This window comes from Corynebacterium aquatimens (assembly GCF_030408395.1).
Lineage (GTDB): Bacteria > Actinomycetota > Actinomycetes > Mycobacteriales > Mycobacteriaceae > Corynebacterium > Corynebacterium aquatimens.
Map to the genome: position 1 here is coordinate 188,474 of NZ_CP046980.1, position 20,541 is coordinate 209,014.

Here is a 20,541-nt window from a genome sequence, read left to right on the forward strand (position 1 = left end):
TTTGAAATAAGGAACTGTACAATGACCACTCTTGCTGTTGTTGGTGCCACCGGCCAGGTCGGCCGCGTGATGCGCACGATCCTGGAGGAACGCAACTTCCCGGCTGATAAAGTGCGTTTCTTTGCCTCTCCGCGTTCGGCGGGTAAAGAGCTTGCGTTCCGCGGCGAAAACATCGTCGTGGAAGACCTCACGCAGGTTACGCCGGAAACCGTCGCTGACGTTGACATTGCGTTGTTCTCCGCGGGTGGTTCCACCTCCAAGCAGTGGGCGCCGGTGTTCGCGGAAGCCGGAGCGACCGTGGTGGACAACTCGTCCGCGTGGCGCAAGGACGATGAGGTCCCGCTGGTTGTGTCTGAGGTCAACCCGGATGCGCTGAAGAACATTCCCAAGGGCATCGTGGCTAACCCGAACTGCACCACCATGGCGATCATGCCGGTAGTGAAGGCCCTGTCGGATGCGGCAGACCTGAAGGTCATGCGAGTGGCCTCCTACCAGGCGGTGTCCGGGTCGGGTCTGGCCGGAGTCGACGCATTGGCTGACCAGGTCAAAGGAATCGGTGAGGCGGCGACGGACTTCGTGCACGACGGCTCGGCGAATGAGACTGCGAACTTCGGGCCCTACGTGGCGCCGATCGCGTACAACGTGCTGCCCATGGCCGGAAACATGGTCGATGACGGCACGGAGGAGACCGACGAAGAGCAGAAGCTGCGCAACGAATCCCGGAAGATCCTGGGCTTGCCGGAGCTGAAGGTGTCCGGCACGTGCGTGCGCGTTCCGGTGTTCACAGGCCACACGATGGTTGTGCACGCCGAGTTTGATAATGAAATCACCCCGGACCGGGCACGTGAAGTTCTTGGCTCCGCGCCGGGCGTGACCGTCGTTGAGGTCCCCACGCCGCTCGAGGCGGCTGGCAAGGATGATTCCTACGTTGGCCGCATCCGCCAGGACCAGGCTATCGACGGCAACCGTGGACTCGTCTTCGTGGTGTCAGGCGACAACCTGCGCAAGGGCGCGGCGCTGAACACGATCCAGATCGCGGAACTATTGGTCTAATCCGCTGATTAGCTGGCTGCGGGCGCGCGCGACGCGGGAGCGAATCGTTCCCACGCGCACGCCCGCAATTTTTGCTGCCTCCTCGTAGGAATAGCCCAGCACCTGGGTCAGGATGAGGGCTTCGCGGCGTTCGGTAGGTAGCTCGTCGAGAAGCATGCGGGCGTCCATGACCTCAGACCACGTGGTTGTGTCGTCGGGGCTGGGGCGCGTGGCGGCGGCCTCTTCGTATTGGACTGCTGCTTTTCGCGGGCGCGCCATGTCGCGGCGCACGGAATCAACCCACGCGCGGCGGGCGAGGCTTAAAAGCCATGTGCGTGCCGACGAGCGGGCCTGGAAGCGCGGCAGCGACCCCAGCACCCTCAGGTAGGTTTCTTGCGTGAGGTCATCAGCGAATTCCCGACCAGCGAGGTGAGCGAGTAGGCGCCACACATCATCGTGGGTGAGCTCAATGAATTCACTAAGCGCACGCTTGTCTCCGCGGCCGGCGGCGAGCGCGAGCTGAGTAATGTACCCGTCGTCGCTGTGCCTGTCGTGCGTGCCCACGTGATTGAGCGTAGTAGCAGCCGATGAAGGGCAAACAAAGGGTTGATGCGAATGGGTGAAATCGTGCCTACCCTGGGGTGGCATGCAACACAATCCCAGTACCCCAGAATCTGCATCCGAACCGATCCTCGCTAAGGGCGAGCGCCCAGCGGGCAACGGCCAGTCCACGCGTCTTGGTGGCCAGCCCGTCGCCAGCGAGAACATTTCCGTCACGGTCGGCCGCCAGGGCCCGAACGTGCTGGATGACATCCACCTGATTGAAAAGCTTGCTCACTTCAACCGTGAGAACGTGCCGGAGCGTATCCCTCACGCAAAGGGCCACGGTGCCTTCGGTGAGCTGCACATTACGCACGACGTGTCCCAGTACACCAAGGCCAAGCTCTTCCAGCCTGGCACGGTGACCCCAATGGCCGCGCGTTTTTCGACGGTCGCTGGTGAGGCTGGTTCGCCGGACACCTGGCGCGACGTTCACGGCTTTGCTCTGCGCTTCTACACCGAAGACGGCAACTTTGACATCGTGGGCAACAACACCCCGACCTTCTTCCTGCGCGACGGCGTGAAGTTCCCTGACTTCATCCACTCCCAGAAGCGCCAGCCGCACACCGGCCTGCGTGATGATGAGATGCAGTGGGATTTCTGGACCCGCACTCCGGAGTCTGCTCACCAGGTGACCTACCTGCTGGGTGACCGTGGTACCCCGAAGACCAGCCGCCACATGGACGGCTTTGGTTCCCACACCTTCCAGTGGGTCAACGAGGCTGGGGACCCGGTGTGGGTGAAGTACCACTTCAAGACCCGCCAGGGCATTGAGAACTTCACCGATGAGGAAGCAACGGAAATGGCTGGCAAGAACGCCGACCACCACCGCGAGGACCTCTACAACGCTATTGCTAACGGCGACTACCCGATCTGGGACGTCAAGGTTCAGATCATGCCGCCGGAAGAGGCGGAAGACTACCGCTGGAATCCGTTTGACCTGACCAAGACGTGGTCCCAGAAGGACTACCCGTTGATCGATGTTGGGTACTTCGTGCTGAACCGCAACCCGAAGAACTTCCACGCTCAGATTGAGCAGCTCGCTCTGGACCCGTCCAACATTGTTCCGGGCACCGGCCTGTCTCCGGACCGCATGCTGCAGGCCCGCGTGTTCGCGTACGCTGACCAGCAGCGCTACCGCATCGGACCGAACTACCGCGACCTGCCGGTGAACCAGCCGATCAACCCGGTGAACACCTACGCAGAGCGTGGCCCGATGCAGTACTTCTTCTCCAACGAGGGTGAGCCGAACTACTCCCCGAACAACACGGACAAGGGCGTTGGCTACCTAGACAACGGTGAGGATTCTTCCTCCAACCACACTGACTATGGCCAGGCCTCTGACCTGTACGTGAACCCGGACCCGCACGGCACCGACCTGGTTCGCGCAGCGTACGTGAAGCACCGCGACGACGATGACTTCATGCAGGCAGGCATCCTTTACCGCGAAGTCTTCGATGACGCGGAGAAGGAGCGCTTCGTGAACAACATCACGAACAAGATGCTGCCGATCACTAATAAGGACGTTGAAGAGCGCACCTTCGCGTACTGGGGCAAGGTGGACGCCGAGCTCGAGCCGAAGCTGCGCGCTGAGCTCGCACGCAAGCGCGGCGAGGCTTAAAGCTTCACGCCCCTAGCGCCCCCAAGCGCACCTAGGAACACGGACCCGCGGTTTTTACTGCGGGTCCGTTTCTTTGTCTGGATTGGGGCGGTATACTTCGATGATTTTGGCTGGTGGGCGCAGGCTTGTGACCTGCGGGAACGTTATTGAAAACCGGGGAAAATTCATCGAAGTATACTAGCTCCCCCGCTGCGGCTCGACGCGGGGATGAATGTGCGCGGCTAGACGGATTCTCCGGAATCTGTGCGCTGTGGATCGGTGACGGTAACACCGTAAATGGAGCGGCCCATGACGAAGCTGCCGACGGAGCCGACGATCCAGACGCCGAGGATGGCGATGACGGCGCGGAGTAAATCGCCGATGATGAAGCCGACAGTGGACCAGCTGTAGATCAACTTAGCCAGGATGAGCAGGGGGATCGCGTTGACAACGAGGGTGCCCAGCAGGTTGGCGCGGGTGAGGGCATCGGGTGCGCGGAGTTGGAGGATCGTGGCGGCCACGGTGTAGATGGTCGCGGCGATGACCAAGATGGCGACGAGGATGTGGGCGATGGTCATTAGCGCCGCCCCCTAGCAATCACGCGGGCCATGGACATGGTGGGGATGGCGCCGGAGGCCAGTGCCGCGAGGATGGCAATTTCGTAGCCGATCCAGGTGTCATAGAGAAGGGTCCAGATGAAGAACATGGCCACCATGGCGTAGAAGATCATGTCAGCCATGACTGCGCGGGAGAGCCGGTCGCTGGTTGACACGATGGCGATGAGGCCGACGACCATGCACAGCGCCACGATGGCGATGCACACGATGATGATGGTGTGGATACTCATTTAGGCGTCCTTCCCGGGGTCTACGTCCAACCGAACGTAGGGCTCCCATTTCACACTGTCGACGTCAAAGGCAATGCCTTTGACCTTGGGGTTGACGTGTTCCTCCATATCCGCCAGTGAGGCGATGATGTCGGCCGGGTCGTCGCCAAACGCTGCTTCGACGAGGAGAAGCGTGGGGTCGGTTGAATCTTCGGGTTCACGGAAGCCGATTGACATCGTCCCAGGGGTGGCGGTAATGGAGGTGGAGAACCAAAATAGTTCCCATTCCGTGGTGAGCCGCAGGGGATAGAAGATGATGATGGGCCGCAGGCCAGGGTCTTTCTTGAACGCTGCGATGGCGGCAGACGTACCGGCGGCGTAGATCTCTTTGACGATCCAGAAGAAGTAGCCAATGCCGTGGAGAATTTTCATCGCGGCACCCCCACTGGCGAGTCCCCGAGCACCGCCGAGGTGTAGGCATCGACGTCAAGCAGCGCATCTACCGAGCCAGTCACGGCTTCCCACACGGGGCCAGCGCCGATGAACATCGCCATCGAGACGAGCGCAAGGCTTAACGACGGCAGCATGTGCGTTAAACGGATTGTCAACCGCGAATCAAATTTCTTCATCGGGGCACCCCAGAAGACTTCCTTCCAGATGCGGAACATGGACAGCAGGGCACCGATGGAGCCTAAAACGATCGCGGTTAGAACGACCCAGGAACGGGCATCACGTGCAGCCGCCGCAGCAAACACGATGGTGAGCTTGCCCCACAGGCCGGAAAATGGCGGGAAACCGATCAGAGAGAAAGCGCCGGCCGCGAAGACCGCGGAGGTTAGTGGGTCGCGCCGAGCCAGGCCCGAGAGTTTGGACAGGGTAGCTGTTCCGTAGGTCTCCTCGATCGCGCCGGAGTTGAGGATGAGCGAGCCCATCGTGACCATGTGGTGGATGGTGTACAGCAGGCCAGCGGCGAGGGCATAGCGGGGCTCAATGTCCGTAAAGGCGAGCATGACCAAGATGAATGGCATGCCAGCCACCATCTGGTAGGCGAGGACTTGGCGGATCGTGGACTCACCCAAGCCCGCGAAGGAACCGACGAGCATGGACGCCACCATGACGGCGATGATGATCCAATTCTCAGCGCTGCCATGGGTGACGTCAATGCCGAACACCACAACCCAGAGGCGGAAGATCATGTACACGGCGACTTTGGTGTGCAGGCCGGAGAACAGGGCCATCACGGCGGCCGAGGTCGAGGTGTAGGTGCGCGGAAGCCACGTGTGCAGGGGGAAGATCGCGGCCTTGGCGCAGATAGCGATCATGATGATGCCCATGGCCACCGTTGCGGGACCGCCGTCGCTAGCAACACCGCGAAGCGCCGCGATGTTCACCGCGCCGGTCACGCCGTACACATAGCCAACGCCCAAGACCAGCAACGTCGATGCGGCTAGATTGAACAGCACGAACAAGCGGGCGGACGCCAGTCGGTAGCGCGTACCGGTCATGGCGATCAAACCGTAGGACGGTAGGAGCATGACCTCAATCATCACGAAGAAGTTGAACAGATCCGCGGTCAGAAGTGCGCCGGACACGCCTGTGATCAGCACTAGGCTGAGCGGGATGTAGAAACTTGATCGTGTTTCACCACTAGCAATGGCGAACCAGTTGGCCACTAAGGCGATCAACATGGTGGTGACCATCATGATCGCGGACAGTTGGTCGGCAGCGAACGCGATACCGGCATTGCCCACGTAGAGACCGATGACGTGACCGATCGTCCCGTGCGTGGACGTCTGACCGAATAGCCAGAGGCCGGCGATGAGGTTCAGCGCCGGGATGAGCAGGCCAACCGCATCGTTGACCCTGCGCCACGGCATAAGCACCGTAAATGCGGAAGCAATGAGCGGAATTGCGACGAAGACGGGGAGAAGCACATCGGCGGTCATTCGGCATCCTCCTTGAGTCTGGCTGTCCGACCTGCGGTGGTCAGCGGGGAGGGGCCGCCGTGGTTGAAGTGGTCGCCGTACACCGTGTCGTCGTCACGCCCAAGCGCGGCGAGCATCAGAAGGATGGTCGTGGTAGCCATGGAAATGACGATCGCGGTGAGCACGAACGCTTGGGGGAGCGGGTCCGCCATTTCGTCCAGCGGTGTGGTGGAGGGGAAGGCTTCCCCGCGCCATGCGCCGACGCCCGCGGCCAGCAGAGTGAGGTTGGTGGCGTGGCCGAACAGCATCATGCCGAACACGACACGCACCATGCCGCGCTGCTGGATGAGATACACCGCGCCGGCGACAAGAACGGAGATGGTCAAGGCCATAAACATGGTTAGTCCTCCTCCTTCTGAGCCACGGAAGTGGGCGTATGAAAGGCGGGGACGTCCGGCAGGGGGTTCTCCCCATCGCGCAGGTAGTCCAAGTTTTCCCTCTCATTACCGGGGCGGACGTAGCCGCCGAGCGCATTGATGGCCATGGTGAGCATGCCGATGACACACATGTAGATGCCCACGTCGAAGATGAGCGACGTCGATTGGTGGATTCCAGCGATTTCACCGTGGATGGCGTACATGAACCCACCCTCGATCAGGCCGAGGAAACCGGAGGAGATCGCAATGATGATGCCGATGCCGGTGAGCCAGATCGGAGTGGATTCGCTCACGACCTTCTCATCGCGGCCCTTGGACAGGTAGCTCATTACGAAGGCCGTGGCCAGCACGAGCGCTGCCACGAAGCCGCCGCCGGGGGCCTGGTGGCCGCGGAAGAAGATGAGGATGGACAGCACGATCATGATCGGCAAGGTCATGCGCACGACCTTGCGGATCGGCATGGTGTTGATCTGCGATTGGCCAAACGGCTCCGGGCGCAGGCCACGGGTGATCTTGTGCCGCGGGACGGAGCTGGTCACGGCCATGATCACCACGGCCGCCATGCCCAGCACGGACAGCTCGCCCAAGGTATCAAAGCTACGGAATTCCACGATGATCACGGCCACGATGTTGTCAGCCTGGGTGAGCGGCGTCGTGTTTTCCAAGTACCACATTGCCAGGTCAGAGCGCTCGCGGCGGCCGAGTAGGCCGTAGACGCCAGCAAAAGCAATGAAGCCCGAGAGTGCGGCCACCACTGCGGCACGCGCTTTTCGACGGCGCCTTACGGGCGGGAATTTATCCGGCTGGTAGCGCAGAACCATCATGATCACCACGACGGTGAGCGATTCGACCATGAACTGGGTCAGCGCGACGTCCGGGGCGCCCAACATCAGCATCTGCAGGCTCACGCCGACGCCGACCGTGCCCAACAGGACCGCAGCGGTGAGGCGTGAACGGGTGAGAACCAGGCAGCCCACCGACACCGTGACTAGGACTAGCGGGACCAGGTCCCAGTAGTTGTCCAGGCCGTCGACCCGCGGTGCGACCTCCAAGTTCAGCGAACTGAAGCCGACGATCAGAACGATGACGACGAGCCAGATCAGGTGGCGGGCCGGGTTGTAACTGATCGCGGGGCGCGCCATCCACTCACCGATTCGATTCGCGCCTCGGATAATCACCCGCAGCGCGGTCTTACCGTTGAAGGGCAGCAATTCGCGGTTGTTCAACCCGTCAAAGACGCGATGACGCACGAAGATGAAGCCGATGCCGGCTGCCAGTACCAATACAGAGACCATCAGCTCCGGCGTGACACCGTGCCAGAGGTGCAGGTGGGAGTGGTACGTCTCATCCTGGGTGATGGAGTGGACGGCGGCGGTCACCGGGTCGTCGATAAGCGGGAGCGTGAACGCTAAAGGGACTGAGAAAAGGCCCGGTAGGGCGGCGGGTACCCACATTGAGGCGGGGGCTTCCGTGACGTGGGAGACGTCGCGCGGGCCGTCGACGAAGGTGCCGAAGATGACTTTGACGCTGTAGACAACCGTGAGGAATGCGGCGATGGCGGCGATGAAGAGAAGCAAACCGCCATAGGGTCCGCCGTAGAAGGCGGTGAGCATTGACTCTTTGGAGATGAAGCCGAACAGCGGCGGGACTGCGGCCATGGAGGCGACGGCGATAGTCATGGAGACGAACGTGAACGGCATTTGCTTTAGCAAAGGGCCGAGACGACGGATGTCGCGCGAGCCAGCCTGGTGATCCACGACGCCGATGAGCATGAACAACGAGGATTTGAAGAGAGCGTGGGCCAGCGTGTGGGTTAGAGCCGCGGCGAGGGCGACCTGCGTGCCCACGCCGATGGTTGCCACGATCCACCCCAGGTGGGAAACCGTGGAGTAGGCGGTGAGCTGCTTGAGGTCAGTCTTCGTTGCCGCGAAGATCGCGGACATGATCGCCGTGAACAGGCCGGTGATGATGAGCAGCGCGTTCCAGACGACGTTGTCGTGGAAGATCGTGGAGAAGCGCAGCAGGACGTACACACCGGCCTTGACCACCGCTGCGGCGTGCAGGAACGCGGACACAGGTGTCGCCGCCGCCATCGCCTCCGGGAGCCAGAAGTGGAACGGGAACTGCGCTGCCTTGGTGAACGCGCCCAGCGCCACGAGAACCGCGACGACTGTGGTGCGGCCCGGTTCTGCCGCCCAGACATCACTGCGCAGAATCGTGGAAAGGTCCGTGGAGTTGGCGGACACCGCCGCGATGGCAAGGCCGATAAGCAGCAGTAGGCCGCCGACGAACGTCACAGCGAGCGTGCGGAACGAACCGGCCTCACCACCCGAGCCGGCCCGCGCGATGAGCAGGAATGATGCTAAAGAAACAAGTTCCCAGCCGATGAACAACAACACCACGTCACCGGCCAACACGAGGATCAGCACCGACAACGTGAAGGCCGTCATGATCGTGTAGAAACTCGTGTTGTTGTCATTGTTATGCAGATACGCCGCTGAATAAATCAGCACGATTCCGCCAATCACTAGGGCTAACAGCGCGAAGAAGGTGCTGAGCCCGTCCGCATGCACTGACAAGCCGACCTCTGAGCCTGGACCGACTAGGTCACGCGCCCACACGTAGCGCGCAGTCAGGGGGTCCCCGGCGAAGATCTGCGGCAGTTTCGATCCTAAAACACCGGCCGCCACTAGGAGCGCTGGGCCGAGGATCCAACCGGCACGCCTATCCATCAGAGCAACCAGCGGCGGGGAAGCCACCACGGTGCCTGTGACGATGGCGAACACGATGAGAAGAGTCATAACGTTTATAAACAATAACAGCGCTGCCGACATTCGGTGCGCCTTGCACCGGTACCGGACTGCTACGGCTACATTTTTGCTTTATGAAATGGCCCATTGTCCCAGCAATTTTGCTGTTTTTCGTAGCCGCGTTCCTTCCCCTTGCGCCGTCGTCTACCTGGCAATCGGGGGATGCCACTACCGGCGCCCCGGCAGTTGCGGCTGGCCCTGACCCGTACGTGGAAATACGTCGGGCGGCTGGTGATGCCGCGGCTCAAGCCAGCTTCCTCACCCAAGGCACGGCCAAGCTAAAGGAGGGCACGAGCCAGTTCGACGAGGGTTCCGGCCAGCTCACCGAGGGCTTAAGTGCCGCGGACGCCGGCAGCACGGAGCTTGCGAATGGCCTACAGGAACTGCAATCCGGTACCGGCGAGCTGGGCCGCGGCGCCACCCGGATCGCGGATGCCATCGGGGAAGTCACGGGCCAGATGACTGCCTTCGAGGCCGTCCGCGGCCAGATCATCGCCAACATCGACATCACGCTGGAGGGCCTGAAGGACCGCAATGAGCCGGAGGTGGTCGCGATCCGTGATCAGCTCAAAGACCTGCGCAAACAGGCTGAGACCGCTGAGCTCCCCCAGGAGATGTCCGGGCAAATCAACGAGCTTCGTGACGGCTCGCGTGAGTTGGCTAACCAGCTGTCGACCCCCGGATACAGCTACTACGACGGCGTCCAGGCCGCCGTGAGCGGATCCCAGGAGCTGTCCGACGGCCTCACGGAACTCAGCGACGGCACCACCGGCGCAGTCGAGGGCATTGAACAGCTTATCGACGGGGCCGACCAGATCGACCGAATGGCCGTCAACACGGCTGACCGTCTTTCCGCAATCCAACGCGCAATTCCTGCCCCGACTCCCGTCACCAATACCGAGGCCCAGGACGAAAACGCGCCGCGTTCAGCTCTTGCGCCGTTGGCTGCGATGTTGATCAGCGCGATGGCGGTCCTCGGGGGCGTGGCCTTGGCCATCGCTGCGTCCGCTGTCTACCGTTCCCGATGGTCCATCCTGGGAATTGGCACCGCATTCATTACCGTCACCGGCTTGGTCTTAATCATGATCTTGGGCGTGAGCTTGCCCGCGGCTGCGGTGGCAATCTCCGCGTTTGCGCTCGCCCTGGCGACCCTGGCCTCCGCAGGTTTGTCCTGGTTGTTCCTCCGCGTGGCCGGACCGAAGGTTGGTACCGGAATCGCAGCAGCCTTCGCCCTTCTGCAAATCGGCGTGGTCGGCTGGACCTGGTCCACCGCAGCCTCCGGCGAGGTCACCCAGCTGTGGCGCATGGCTTCCGCCGCCCTGCCGATGCACTGGCCAACCGTCGCGATGTCCGCAGCTGGCAACGGCGGCTCATTGACGTCCATGTGGATCGGCATCGTTCTCTCCGCAGCACTTGCCGCCCTTGGCCTGATGTCCATTGCCGGTGACCGCGACACCGAGGACTACTACGGGGAGGATTACTACGGGGAGGACTACGACGGCGAGGACTACGGCGAAGAGTACGGCGAAGACGAGTACGGCGAAGACGAGTACGGCGAAGACGAGTACGGCGAAGAGTACGGCGACGACGAGTACGACGCGGAGCTTTCGGACGACACTGCCTACTTGGAGCCCCAAGAACCCGGCGGTTCGACCCGCATTTAGGGCCAACGCTTGGTCCGTGTAGATCCGTCCGGTTTTTCGAATGTAAAACCGCAGGTCGCATTCGGCCGATTTCTGAACGGATCTACACAGCTCGCTCTGGGGGCTAGGGGCGCTGGGGGTGCTGCGCGGATCAAACAAAAAGAAGGGAAACCGGCTGGTTTCCCTTCTTTTTGTATTTGGTCGGGATAACAGGATTTGAACCTGCGACCTCTTCGTCCCGAACGAAGCGCGCTACCAAGCTGCGCCATATCCCGAGGTGTACTGGCTTGCGCCTGGGTACCGGAGATACTTTAGCGCACCGGCCCGCGGGCGCCAAAACGCGCTGTTGGGCGCGGTTGGTGCTTACTTCTTGTGCGTGATGGTGAGCAGGCTCGCGGACGGCGGGCAGAAGATCCGCACGGGCGCAAACTTGGAGGTGCCTAGGCCGTTGGAGACCTCAAGCCACATGTCGCCGTAGCGGTGCAGGCCGGATGCGCGCTTTCGGTCGATGTCGGCGTTGGTGACTAGGGCGCGTTCGCCGGGTAGACAGATCTGGCCGCCGTGGGTGTGGCCAGCCATGGCTAGCTGGTAGCCATCGGCTGCGAAGGCGTCGAGGACCCGTCGATACGGCGCGTGCGTGACTGCGAGTGGAAGGTCGGCGTCCTCGTTGGGCGGGCCGGCGATGAGGGAGTAATCGTCCAGGTCATGGTGGGGGTCGTCGGTCCCAGCGATGGCAAGTTTGACGCCGCTGGCCTTGAATTCCAGGCGGGTGTGGGTGGCGTCTTGCCAACCGCGCTCAATGAACGCAGCGCGCATGCCTTTCCACGGCAAGTCGACGTAGCTGGGCTCCCGCTTCGTGTCAGTGAGGTACTTCAAGGGGTTCACCGGCCGCGGGGCCCAGTAGTCGTTGGTGCCAAAAACAAAGACGCCGGGGCGATCAAGGAGTGGGCCTAAGGCAGCCAGAACATCGGGCACCGCGTGCTCATCGGAGAGGTTGTCGCCGGTGTTGACCACCAGGTCCGGCTGCAGCGCATCGAGTGCGCTGACCCAGGCGATCTTTTCCTCCTGGCCGGGGATCATGTGCAGGTCAGAGACGTGGAGGATCTTGAATTCAGCAGGCGCGTCCGGGGGCAGGAGGGGCAGCTCGTACTGCTTAAGGCGGAAGTTGGTGAGCTGGGAGACGCCGTAACCAATCGTCGTCAAGCCTGCTGTGGCCGCGGCCGCGAGTGCGGTGGCGGTGGAGTGTTTCATCCCACCAACGGTACCTGCCGCAGCGAAAGGTGTTGGGTAGAGACTGTAAATTCGGTAGCTATGAGTGAATTGAAGAACCAGATTCGAGCAGATCTAAAAGAAGCCATGAAGGCGAAGGAAAAGGAGCGTACCGGCACGATCCGTATGCTTCTTGCCGCGATTCAGACCGCGGAGACGGAAGGGACCAAGCACGAGGTCACTGATGAGGACGTGCTGAAGATCATCGCCCGCGAGATTAAGAAGCGCCGCGAGTCCGCGGAGATCTACGCCACCAATGGTCGCCAGGAGCTCGCGGACGCGGAGCTCGCAGAGGCCGCGGTTCTTGAGGGGTACCAGCCGAAGCAGCTTGACGACGACGAGGTTGCTGCGCTGGTCCAGGACGCCGTTGCTGAGGTTGGGGCCACGAGCATGAAGGACATGGGTGCGGTGATGAAGGTGGCGAATGCGTTGGCTGCGGGGCGTGCTGACGGCAAGCGTCTGAGTGCTGCGGTGAAGGCTGCGCTGAGCTAGGGCTTGCTAGCCCGGTGCCAGCAGAGCGCTACCAGAGCGCTACCAGAGATCGAGTTGCTGGCCGAAGTTATCGAGTCGGCGCTCAAACTCATCGCGGGTGATCGGGGGGTTGTTAAAGCCCCAGCCGCCGCCATTATCGTCGGGATTTGTGTCATCGGTGCGTCCCCAGTTGCCCCACCCTGATCCGCGGGATCCATCAGAGACCGTGATTGTCACGGTTGGCTGCTGGCCAGGGACGGTGCCGGACGCGCGGGCGGAGATCACTTGCCCGGCGGGTGCGCCGTTGCCAGGACCCGTGACTTCGATCACGGTGAAACCGGCGCCTTCTAACATCGACCGGGCTGCTGCCGCGTCCATGCCAGTGACTTGGTCGAAGAAGGCGTTGCGTGATCCTTCGTCGAAAAGCGGGCTTGCGGCCGGAAGCCCAGCCTCCGGGACCCCGGGGAGCTGGTTGGCCAAGCGGAACCAGGAGCCGGCGGCCTCGTTGCCGCCAAAGAGGTTGCCGTACGGGCATTGGCGGACCGGGCCGGTACACAGCGGCGTGGTTTGCGTGCCGTCGTTGAAGATGTAGGTGGCTGCGGCGAATTTGGAATTGAATCCCAAAAATGCGCTGGATTGGTGGGATTCAGTCGTGCCTGTCTTCGCGGCGACGGGGGAGCGCCAGCCCGCACCAGCGGCTGCGTCCTTGGCGGTGCCGTTGATTGCGTCCAGGCTCATGCCGCTGGCGAGTGATGCGGCGACCTTCTCGTCGAGGACATCTTCGCACTTCTCGCGGTCGAGGAAGACCTCGCGGCCGTGGCGGTCCTCAATCTTCAAAATCGGGTTGGGCTCGCACCAACGCCCGCCGGAGGCCAAGGTGGCGGCGACGTTGGACAGCTCTAGAGCGTTGACGGGGGTGGGGCCAAGGGTGAAGGAACCTAAGTTGTTGTCGCGGAAGTAGTCCGCGATGGAGTGCTCGCCGTCAAAGGACCCTTTGTCCTCGTAAGACCGAAGGCCGAGCTTAACGCCCATGTCCACGGTTTGTTGGACGCCGACTTTTTCAATCAGCTCGATGAACGGGGTGTTCGGGGACTGGGCCAAGGTGTCTTTGAGCGACATTTGCGGGGCGTAGACGCCAGCGTTGTCCACGCAGTAGGCGCCAGGCGGGCAGCCTGCCGCGCCGCCGGAGCCCATGTTGTACTTGATGCTTCGGGTGGGCACGGGGAGCATAGAATCCAGCGTGTAGCCGTTCTGCAATGCAACGGCCGCGGTGAAGATCTTGAATACGGAGCCAGCGCCGTTACCCATGAGTGACGCGGGCTGGGGGAGGACCGTCTGGTTGTCCTCCAGGCTCAACCCGTAGTCGCGCGATGAGGTCATGGCCAAGATGTTGTGGGTACTGTCACCGGGTTCCACCACGTTGACTACCTGGGCGACGCCCACGGTGCTGGGTGCGACGCCTGACGTGACCGCGTTGTGGGCGGCGGCTTGTACTTCCGGCTGCAGGGTGGTCTGGATCGTATAGGCTCCGCGTTCAAGCTCCGCTCGGCTAATGCCCTTGCCCTCGAGGTACTTGATCGCGTAATCGCACAGGAACCCGGCGCCGCCGGCGGCGAAGCAACCTTGGGGAAGCCGGTCTGGCTTGTCTTGGACCCCCAGGCCTTCGGACTTGTAGCGGTCCGCGTCCGCCTGGCTGAGGTAGCCGGAGGTGACCATGGCCTGGAGGACGTCATTGCGCCGCGCCGTGGCGCCGTCCGGGTTGGTGTAGGGGTTGAGCATTTCGGCTGACTGCAGCATGCCCACCAACAGCGCGGCCTGCGGCACGCTGAGTCGTTCGGCGGAGCTGTCAAAGTAGACCCGCGCCGCGGCTTCGATGCCGTAGGCGTGGTTACCAAACGGAACCAAGTTGAGGTAGCGGGTCAGGATCTCATCTTTAGACAGGGTTTTGTCTAGGTCCGAAGCCATGCGCATCTCGCGCAATTTGCGGGGGATGGACTGCTCGACGGCGGCGGTCTGCTGCTCCGTGGACTCAGCGTCAACCAGGAGCAGATAATTTTTCACGTACTGCTGGTCGATGGTGGACGCGCCTTCTTCGACGCCGCCGGCCAGCACGTTGGTGACCATGGCGCGAGCGAATCCCTGCATGTCCACGCCCTCGTGCTCGTAGAAGCGGCGGTCCTCGATGGCAACCAAGGCGTCTTTGACGGACTGGTTGATCTGATCGGCTTCTACTTCATAGCGGCGCTGTTGGTAGAGCCACGCGATGGGTTCGCCGTTGGCATCCGTGATGGTGGTGACGCCCGGGGCGGAACCATCGGTGAGGTCCGCCAGATTGGATTTCATCGTTGCGTCAACTCGGGCAACGGTAGCCCCGCCGATACCCGCAAAGGGGGTAATGCACGCAGCGATACCTAGCGTGGCTGCCACGAGCCCGATAAGTAGCTTTCCCAGCGAGTTCAGAAACGACACCCCTCATACCCTACGGGTTGAAGCTCCGCGGGGGAATGGCCACCTACCCCCTATGAGTGTGATCCATTAGACAATTCCTTTTGTACGTGAATACACTTACATGCGGGACTTGTAATATTTACGGATATTCCAAGAGATTCCCCCGGTTTTCGCACACGCGCTTTCAGGTTTATTCCAGCCGCCAAGGAGATTGACATGACCGCCACGATCGGCCGTCCAACCCACATGGGTAATCCTCGATATGACTCGTATGAGCGCGGGGAATGGGTCACCCTTGCTGTGTGCAGGTCTGGGGATCCAGACGCGTTGTTTGTCCGCGGTGCTGAGCAGCGCAAAGCCGCAGCGATCTGCCGTCGCTGCCCCGTTCTCATGGAATGCCGCGCTGACGCCTTGGATAACAAGGTGGAGTTCGGCGTGTGGGGCGGCCTGACGGAGCGTCAGCGCCGCGCGGTCTTGCGGAAGAATCCTCACGTGACCAATTGGGCCGCGCACCTTGCCTCTGGTGAGGAAATCGTTGGCATTTAGGCTGTAGTCTTGAGTCCCATGAAGAAATGGGAATACGCCACAGTGCCGCTACTGACTCACGCAACCAAGCAGATCCTGGATACCTGGGGTGAGGAAGGGTGGGAGCTGGTCACCGTCATGCCCGGTCCGAACCCGGAAAACGTCGTTGCGTACATGAAGCGTGAGGCTGAGTAAATGGCTTCACACTCCGAACGCCTGAAAGAACTAGGCATCTCTCTTCCGCCTGTTGCGGCCCCGGTGGCGGCGTACGTTCCTGCCACCCGCGTGGGCAACCAGGTGTGGACCTCCGGCCAGCTTCCCTTTATCGACGGTGCGCTGCCTGCTACCGGCAAGGTGGGTGCAGATGTCGCTGCCGAGGATGCCTACGGGTACGCACGTACGGCGGTCCTCAATGCGATTGCCGCTGTCGATGCGGAGGTAGGGATCGACTCCATCACCCGTGTGGTAAAAGTTGTCGGCTATGTCGCGTCCGCCCCTGAATTCACTGGTCAGCCGGCCGTCGTTAATGGCGCGAGTGAGCTCATTGGTGAGATCTTCGGTGATGCTGGCGCCCACGTCCGCTCCGCCGTTGGGGTAGCGAGTTTGCCGCTGGATGCCCCCGTGGAAATCGAGCTGGTTGTAGAGGTTGGTTAACCCCCTTGCAGGCGCGGTAGGCTAGGGGTATGCAGCATCCCGCTTATAGCCAACTACGTCCCGTTACGCCTTCTGCTTCCGTGGTGCTGGCCATGAACCCCAGCTACGCGGCGCTGGAGGGCACCAACTCGTGGGTCATCCGCGACTCTGAAGATGAATTCAGCGTGGTCATTGATCCCGGCCCGGAGGATGAGGGGCACTTAAACGTGCTGCAGGCGAAGGGGGAGAAGGTCGCGCTGATCTTGCTCACCCACCGCCACCACGACCACGCGGATGGCGCGCAGCGTTTCCGCCAGCTCACCGGCGCCCCCGTGCGGGCGTTCGATGAAAGCTACTGCCACGGGGGCGACCCGCTCGTTGACGGCGAGGTGATCTCTGTTGACGGCATCACGCCGCAGATCAAGGTGGTTCACACCCCAGGCCACACCCACGACAGCGTGTCGTTCTACATCTACACGGGTGAGGCCGATAACTCGACGCTGGAGGGCATCTGCACCGGCGACACGATCGCGGGCCGTCACACGACCATAATTTCTGAGACCGATGGTGACCTGGGGGAGTACCTGACTTCCCTGGACAAGCTGGAAAAGGACGGCGCAGGCATCACCCTGCTGCCGGGCCACGGCCCTGAGGGTGAGGACATTTCCGCATTCGCCCGTAAATACATTGATCGCCGCGAGTTCCGCCTGAACCAGATCCGCGAGATCCGCGAGGAACGCGGCCAGCTTTCGTTGGGTGAACTGGTGGACGCGATGTATGACGATGTGGATCCGGTGCTGCGCGGCGCCGCGGAGCAGTCCACTCGCGTGGCGCTGCGTTACCTCGATTCCCTATAACTAGACAGCGCTACTTGGCGCTGGCTAGCGCGCGCGGCGCGCGAGGTGCTCGGTGTTCACGATGAGCACCGATTTGCCCTCAAGGCGAATCCAGCCGCGCTGCGCGAACGTTGCCAGTGCCTTGTTCACGGTTTCGCGTGAGGCGCCGACGAGCTGCGCGATCTCTTCCTGGGTCAGGTCGTGGTTAACGCGGACCGCGCCGCCTTCCTGCATGCCAAACCTGTTGGCCAACTGCAGAAGTGTTTTGGCCACGCGCCCCGGGACGTCGGTGAAGATCAGGTCTGCAAGCGTTGCGTTTGTGCGGCGCAGGCGGCGCGCGAGCACGCGGAGGAGCTGCTGGGAAATCTCGGGGTAGTCGCTGATCCAGCCGCGGAGCATCTCCGAATCCATCGTCGCGGTATCCACGTCGGTGACGCAGACGGCTGAGGACGTACGCGGGCCGGGGTCGAAGATAGACAGCTCGCCGAACATGTCCGACGGACCCATGACGGACAGCAGGTTCTCACGCCCGTCGGGGGCGTGGCGGGCCAGTTTGACCTTGCCGGAGGTGATGATGAACAGGCGGTCGCCGGGCTCGCCTTCATCAAAAATCGTGGTGCCCTTGGAGAAGCTTTCGGAGCTCATTTGGCCAATCAGGGTGGACACCGCGTTGGGGTCGACGCCTTGGAAGATGCCGGCGCGCGCCAGCGTGTCGAATACGCCGTCCATGAAGTACGAGCTCCTTAAATCAGCGCGAAGAAGTCACCGCGAAACAGTTACTTTCCAGCGCTGGAGTTGAATTGGTCACATTTACGTCTACGCTACCACGGACGGTGCGAGCTACGTCACCTTTTTGGTGGTAATCGTCTCTTCCAGCTTTTCCATCATGACTAGAAACATGGCTAGGCATAGGGGCGCGAGAAACGCGAGCATTGCAACGACCATGCAGCCGAGTATAAGCGGGCTTGGACCAGCTATAGTTGACGTGATGAAGAAAACCGCGGTGGCCAGCGCTCTTGCGCTAGTAGTGGCGACCGCGCTTGTCGTTGCGGCGGCTATCTGGCTGCTTGGCCCAGGCGGTGAAACACCGGGTGATGCTTCAAGGCAGGGCGCTCGCTTATCGACGACAGGTGAGGTGCCGGTGCCGGATCGGCCCGAGTGTCCGTCGACAAGCGTGGGCGGCGTTGAGCTGGAGTGTTTGGGGGCGAAAAGCGCTGGTGACGCCAGCGATGACCGCATTACCGTCGCGAACGTGTGGGCGTGGTGGTGCCAACCGTGCCGTGATGAGTTGCCGGCGTTGGATGCCGTGGCCCGGCAACGGCCGGAGTGGACCGTCGTGGGCGTGCACGCGGACCGCGATCCGGCGGCGGGGGCGAACCTGCTCAATGAAATGGGCGTGGGCTTGGCGAGCTACTCAGATACCTCCGGTGCGTTTGCGGGCGCCTTGGGCCTTCCGGGCGTGGTTCCGGTTACGGTTGTGTTTCGAGGTGAGGAGAAGCTGGCGGTCTTCCCTGAGCCGTTCGTAGATGCGCCAAGCATTATTAAAGCTGTTGAAGATGCCATTAAGGAGGATGGTCGCTGATGTTGCAGCCCGAGATGGCACCGGAGTGGATGCGCCAAGCGGTGAGCTCGCTGGCGCGGCCCGGCAACGCGCGAGTTGTGAACCGCATCCAGGGCCACATGCGCTTTGCGTCGAAGAAGCCGAAGCATGCTGCCGTGCTGATGTGCCTCACGGGGACGCGCGAATCCGCGACGCTGCCCGAGGATGCGGCGATTTTAATCACCCACCGCAATTCTTCTATGCGTAACCACTCTGGTCAGATGAGCTTTCCCGGGGGACGGTTGGAGCCGGAGGACTCGGGGCCGATTGACGCGGCGCTGCGTGAAGCGAACGAAGAAACGGGGCTCAAGCCTGAGGTTGTCACCCCTCTCCTGGTGTTGGAGGCGATCAGCGTAGGGCCCTCGGGGCACCCCGTGAACCCAGTGCTGGCGTATGCGGAAGCACCCGGGGATGTGTGGTCCGCCAGCCCGGAGGAAAACGACGACGTCTTCTTCGCGTCCATGCAGGATTTGATCGACCCGCAAAACCGCTTCCGGGTGGGGCGTTTCGGCTGGTCAGGCCCGGCCTTCCACATCAATGGGTACGTGGTGTGGGGTTTCACGGCGTCGTTGATCGCGGCGTTGATTCAGGAAAGCGGTTGGGAGCGCGAGTGGGATACTGCCGCCCCGGTTGACCTGCGTGAAGCTCTGTCTAAGTCCCGCAACGGTGAGGGGAACAGCCTATGATGGAGCTGCTTTCTAGCGGCGTGTTGATTGATGTTTTGATCATCATCGCCCTGATCTCCGCGATGGTCAGCGGCTGGCGCCAGGGTGCGCTCACCGCGGGACTGTCGGTGGTCGGCGTGGTCTCTGGGTTGATCATCGGCTTCGCTTTCGTGCCAGTGCTGGTGAACCTGTTCACCGTGCACAACGTTCGGCTTTTGGTCACGTTGGCCACGATCATCGTCTTCGTGGGGCTGGGCAACATGGTCGGCGCGACTGTCGGCGCGCGAGTACGAGAGAACATGCGCACGCGTACCGGTCAGCGGTGGGATTCCGCAGTGGGTGCGGTGCTCCAGGTGATCGTGGTCAGCGTTGTATTGTGGTTGATTTCCATGCCGCTTGCGGCCAACGCGCCCGGTCAGTTCGGTGACGGCGTGCGAAACTCCCGTGTGCTGGCCAAAGCTGATGCCGCCGCGCCGGGATGGATGCGGCAAATTCCGGAGCATTTCTCCGCGCTTCTCGACGAATCGGGCCTGCCCCCGCTCGTCTCACCGTTCCAGTCCGCCAAGGGTGGAAACGTCGATGCGCCGAACCCGGCGGATGTGGACCCGACCATGGTGAAACGGGTTCGCCCCTCCATCGTCCACGTTGTGGGTGACGCGCAAGGGTGTTCCCGGCGACTGTCCGGTTCCGGCTTCGTGGCGGCGCCCGACTATGTGATCACCAATGCTCACGTGGTCGCCGGCACGAACTCAGTGACCTTGGATACGGTGCTTGGCGTGAAGTCCGCGTCCGTTGTGCTCTACGACCCGGATGCGGACTTGGCGGTGCTGCACTCTCCTGAGCTCGGTTTGGACGCGGTTCCGCAGACCGATAAGGCCCTCCGCAGGGGCGAACCCGCAGTGATCATGGGCTTCCCTAAGTCCGGGCCGTTTGTTGCTCTTGCGGCGCGCGTGCGGGAGAAAATGAACATCTCCGGCCCGGACATTTACGCCACGGGCCGAATTGAGCGCGAGGCCTACTCGCTGCGCGGCAATATTCGCCAAGGAAACTCCGGCGGGCCAGTTCTGAACACAAAGGGCGAAGTCGTTGGCGTGGTCTTTGGCGCCGCCGTGGATGACTCCGAGACTGGGTACGCGCTGACCTGGGACCACGTGAAGAAGGTCATTGGGGATTACACAGCGCTTAAGACGCCGGTGGATACGCAGCGCTGTGTTTCCTAAA

General features: G+C 62.0%; 21 protein-coding genes and 1 tRNA gene. 11 read left to right on the plus strand and 11 right to left on the minus strand.

Features of this window, described 5'->3' with window-relative positions; translation table 11 throughout:
- The first annotated feature begins 21 nt into the window (after positions 1-21).
- Positions 22-1,053, plus strand: coding sequence for an aspartate-semialdehyde dehydrogenase (locus CAQUA_RS00825; protein WP_196824930.1), 1,032 nt, complete (start codon positions 22-24; stop codon positions 1,051-1,053).
- Here CAQUA_RS00825 and CAQUA_RS00830 read toward each other — a convergent pair.
- Positions 1,042-1,596 carry an RNA polymerase sigma factor gene (locus CAQUA_RS00830; RefSeq protein WP_290178486.1) on the minus strand — a complete coding sequence of 185 codons (555 nt, stop codon included), beginning with the start codon at positions 1,594-1,596 and terminating at the stop codon, positions 1,042-1,044. The two genes, CAQUA_RS00825 and CAQUA_RS00830, sit on opposite strands and share 12 nt — an antisense overlap.
- An 82-nt stretch (positions 1,597-1,678) precedes the next feature.
- Here CAQUA_RS00830 and CAQUA_RS00835 point away from each other — a divergent pair, with 82 nt between their 5' ends.
- Positions 1,679-3,253, plus strand: coding sequence for a catalase (locus CAQUA_RS00835; protein WP_196824928.1), 1,575 nt, complete (start codon positions 1,679-1,681; stop codon positions 3,251-3,253).
- A 221-nt stretch (positions 3,254-3,474) separates the two neighbouring features.
- Here the strand turns inward: CAQUA_RS00835 and CAQUA_RS00840 are convergent, their stop codons facing one another.
- The 6 genes from CAQUA_RS00840 to CAQUA_RS00865 are packed head-to-tail and all read right to left on the minus strand — an operon-like array spanning position 3,475 to position 9,221.
- Positions 3,475-3,810 carry a Na+/H+ antiporter subunit G gene (locus CAQUA_RS00840; RefSeq protein ID WP_196824927.1) on the minus strand — a complete coding sequence of 112 codons (336 nt, stop codon included), beginning with the start codon at positions 3,808-3,810 and terminating at the stop codon, positions 3,475-3,477.
- Positions 3,810-4,079 carry a cation:proton antiporter gene (locus CAQUA_RS00845; RefSeq protein WP_196824926.1) on the minus strand — a complete coding sequence of 90 codons (270 nt, stop codon included), beginning with the start codon at positions 4,077-4,079 and terminating at the stop codon, positions 3,810-3,812. The genes CAQUA_RS00840 and CAQUA_RS00845 overlap by 1 nt, the downstream gene beginning before the upstream one ends.
- Complete coding sequence (locus CAQUA_RS00850) at positions 4,080-4,490, minus strand: monovalent cation/H+ antiporter subunit E (protein ID WP_196824925.1); 411 nt, start codon at positions 4,488-4,490, stop codon at positions 4,080-4,082. It lies immediately after the preceding gene.
- A complete protein-coding gene (locus CAQUA_RS00855) occupies positions 4,487-6,004 on the minus strand; it encodes a monovalent cation/H+ antiporter subunit D family protein (RefSeq protein ID WP_196824924.1) in 1,518 nt (505 codons plus the stop codon). Before CAQUA_RS00855 ends, CAQUA_RS00850 begins: the two co-directional genes overlap by 4 nt.
- Positions 6,001-6,381 carry a sodium:proton antiporter gene (locus CAQUA_RS00860; RefSeq protein ID WP_196824923.1) on the minus strand — a complete coding sequence of 127 codons (381 nt, stop codon included), beginning with the start codon at positions 6,379-6,381 and terminating at the stop codon, positions 6,001-6,003. The genes CAQUA_RS00855 and CAQUA_RS00860 overlap by 4 nt, the downstream gene beginning before the upstream one ends.
- A 2-nt stretch (positions 6,382-6,383) precedes the next feature.
- Entirely contained in the window at positions 6,384-9,221 is a 2,838-nt protein-coding gene (locus tag CAQUA_RS00865; protein ID WP_196824922.1) for a DUF4040 family protein, read from the minus strand.
- 83 nt (positions 9,222-9,304) lie between these two features.
- Between CAQUA_RS00865 and CAQUA_RS00870 the strand changes: the two genes are divergently transcribed.
- Entirely contained in the window at positions 9,305-10,894 is a 1,590-nt protein-coding gene (locus CAQUA_RS00870) for a GumC domain-containing protein (protein WP_196824921.1), read from the plus strand.
- 177 nt (positions 10,895-11,071) lie between these two features.
- Here CAQUA_RS00870 and CAQUA_RS00875 read toward each other — a convergent pair.
- A tRNA-Pro gene (locus tag CAQUA_RS00875) sits at positions 11,072-11,148 on the minus strand.
- A gap of 88 nt (positions 11,149-11,236) precedes the next feature.
- On the minus strand, positions 11,237-12,124 hold the full coding sequence (locus tag CAQUA_RS00880) for a metallophosphoesterase (RefSeq protein WP_196824920.1): 888 nt from the start codon (positions 12,122-12,124) through the stop codon (positions 11,237-11,239).
- A gap of 60 nt (positions 12,125-12,184) precedes the next feature.
- On the opposite strand from CAQUA_RS00880, the gene CAQUA_RS00885 reads away from it, so the two are divergent.
- A complete protein-coding gene (locus tag CAQUA_RS00885; RefSeq protein ID WP_196824919.1) occupies positions 12,185-12,634 on the plus strand; it encodes a GatB/YqeY domain-containing protein in 450 nt (149 codons plus the stop codon).
- 39 nt (positions 12,635-12,673) lie between these two features.
- Here CAQUA_RS00885 and CAQUA_RS00890 read toward each other — a convergent pair whose 3' ends face one another.
- Positions 12,674-15,082 carry a penicillin-binding protein gene (locus tag CAQUA_RS00890; RefSeq protein WP_196824918.1) on the minus strand — a complete coding sequence of 803 codons (2,409 nt, stop codon included), beginning with the start codon at positions 15,080-15,082 and terminating at the stop codon, positions 12,674-12,676.
- A 195-nt stretch (positions 15,083-15,277) separates the two neighbouring features.
- On the opposite strand from CAQUA_RS00890, the gene CAQUA_RS00895 reads away from it, so the two are divergent.
- Genes CAQUA_RS00895 through CAQUA_RS00910 form a run of 4 tightly spaced genes read left to right on the plus strand, consistent with a single transcriptional unit; the run spans position 15,278 to position 17,076 of the window.
- Complete coding sequence (locus CAQUA_RS00895) at positions 15,278-15,607, plus strand: WhiB family transcriptional regulator (RefSeq protein ID WP_269208579.1); 330 nt, start codon at positions 15,278-15,280, stop codon at positions 15,605-15,607.
- Positions 15,608-15,625: 18 nt separating this feature from the next.
- A complete protein-coding gene (sp36, locus tag CAQUA_RS00900; RefSeq protein WP_196824917.1) occupies positions 15,626-15,781 on the plus strand; it encodes a Sp36 family protein in 156 nt (51 codons plus the stop codon).
- Positions 15,782-16,240 (plus strand): RidA family protein, encoded by a 459-nt coding sequence (locus tag CAQUA_RS00905; RefSeq protein ID WP_196824916.1) that lies wholly within the window; start codon positions 15,782-15,784, stop codon positions 16,238-16,240. It begins immediately after the preceding gene.
- Positions 16,241-16,269: 29 nt separating this feature from the next.
- Positions 16,270-17,076 (plus strand): MBL fold metallo-hydrolase, encoded by an 807-nt coding sequence (locus tag CAQUA_RS00910; protein WP_196824915.1) that lies wholly within the window; start codon positions 16,270-16,272, stop codon positions 17,074-17,076.
- A gap of 24 nt (positions 17,077-17,100) precedes the next feature.
- Here CAQUA_RS00910 and glxR read toward each other — a convergent pair whose 3' ends face one another.
- Positions 17,101-17,784 carry a CRP-like cAMP-activated global transcriptional regulator GlxR gene (gene glxR / locus CAQUA_RS00915; protein ID WP_196824914.1) on the minus strand — a complete coding sequence of 228 codons (684 nt, stop codon included), beginning with the start codon at positions 17,782-17,784 and terminating at the stop codon, positions 17,101-17,103.
- Positions 17,785-18,043: 259 nt separating this feature from the next.
- Here glxR and CAQUA_RS00920 point away from each other — a divergent pair, with 259 nt between their 5' ends.
- Genes CAQUA_RS00920 through CAQUA_RS00930 form a run of 3 tightly spaced genes read left to right on the plus strand, consistent with a single transcriptional unit; the run spans position 18,044 to position 20,540 of the window.
- Positions 18,044-18,637: a TlpA family protein disulfide reductase gene (locus CAQUA_RS00920; protein WP_196824913.1), complete on the plus strand. Its 594-nt coding sequence runs from the start codon at positions 18,044-18,046 to the stop codon at positions 18,635-18,637.
- Positions 18,637-19,341: an NUDIX hydrolase gene (locus tag CAQUA_RS00925; protein WP_196824912.1), complete on the plus strand. Its 705-nt coding sequence runs from the start codon at positions 18,637-18,639 to the stop codon at positions 19,339-19,341. Before CAQUA_RS00920 ends, CAQUA_RS00925 begins: the two co-directional genes overlap by 1 nt.
- Positions 19,341-20,540, plus strand: a complete 1,200-nt coding sequence (locus tag CAQUA_RS00930) for a MarP family serine protease (RefSeq protein WP_376993193.1) — start codon at positions 19,341-19,343, stop codon at positions 20,538-20,540. Before CAQUA_RS00925 ends, CAQUA_RS00930 begins: the two co-directional genes overlap by 1 nt.
- Position 20,541 lies beyond the last annotated feature (1 nt).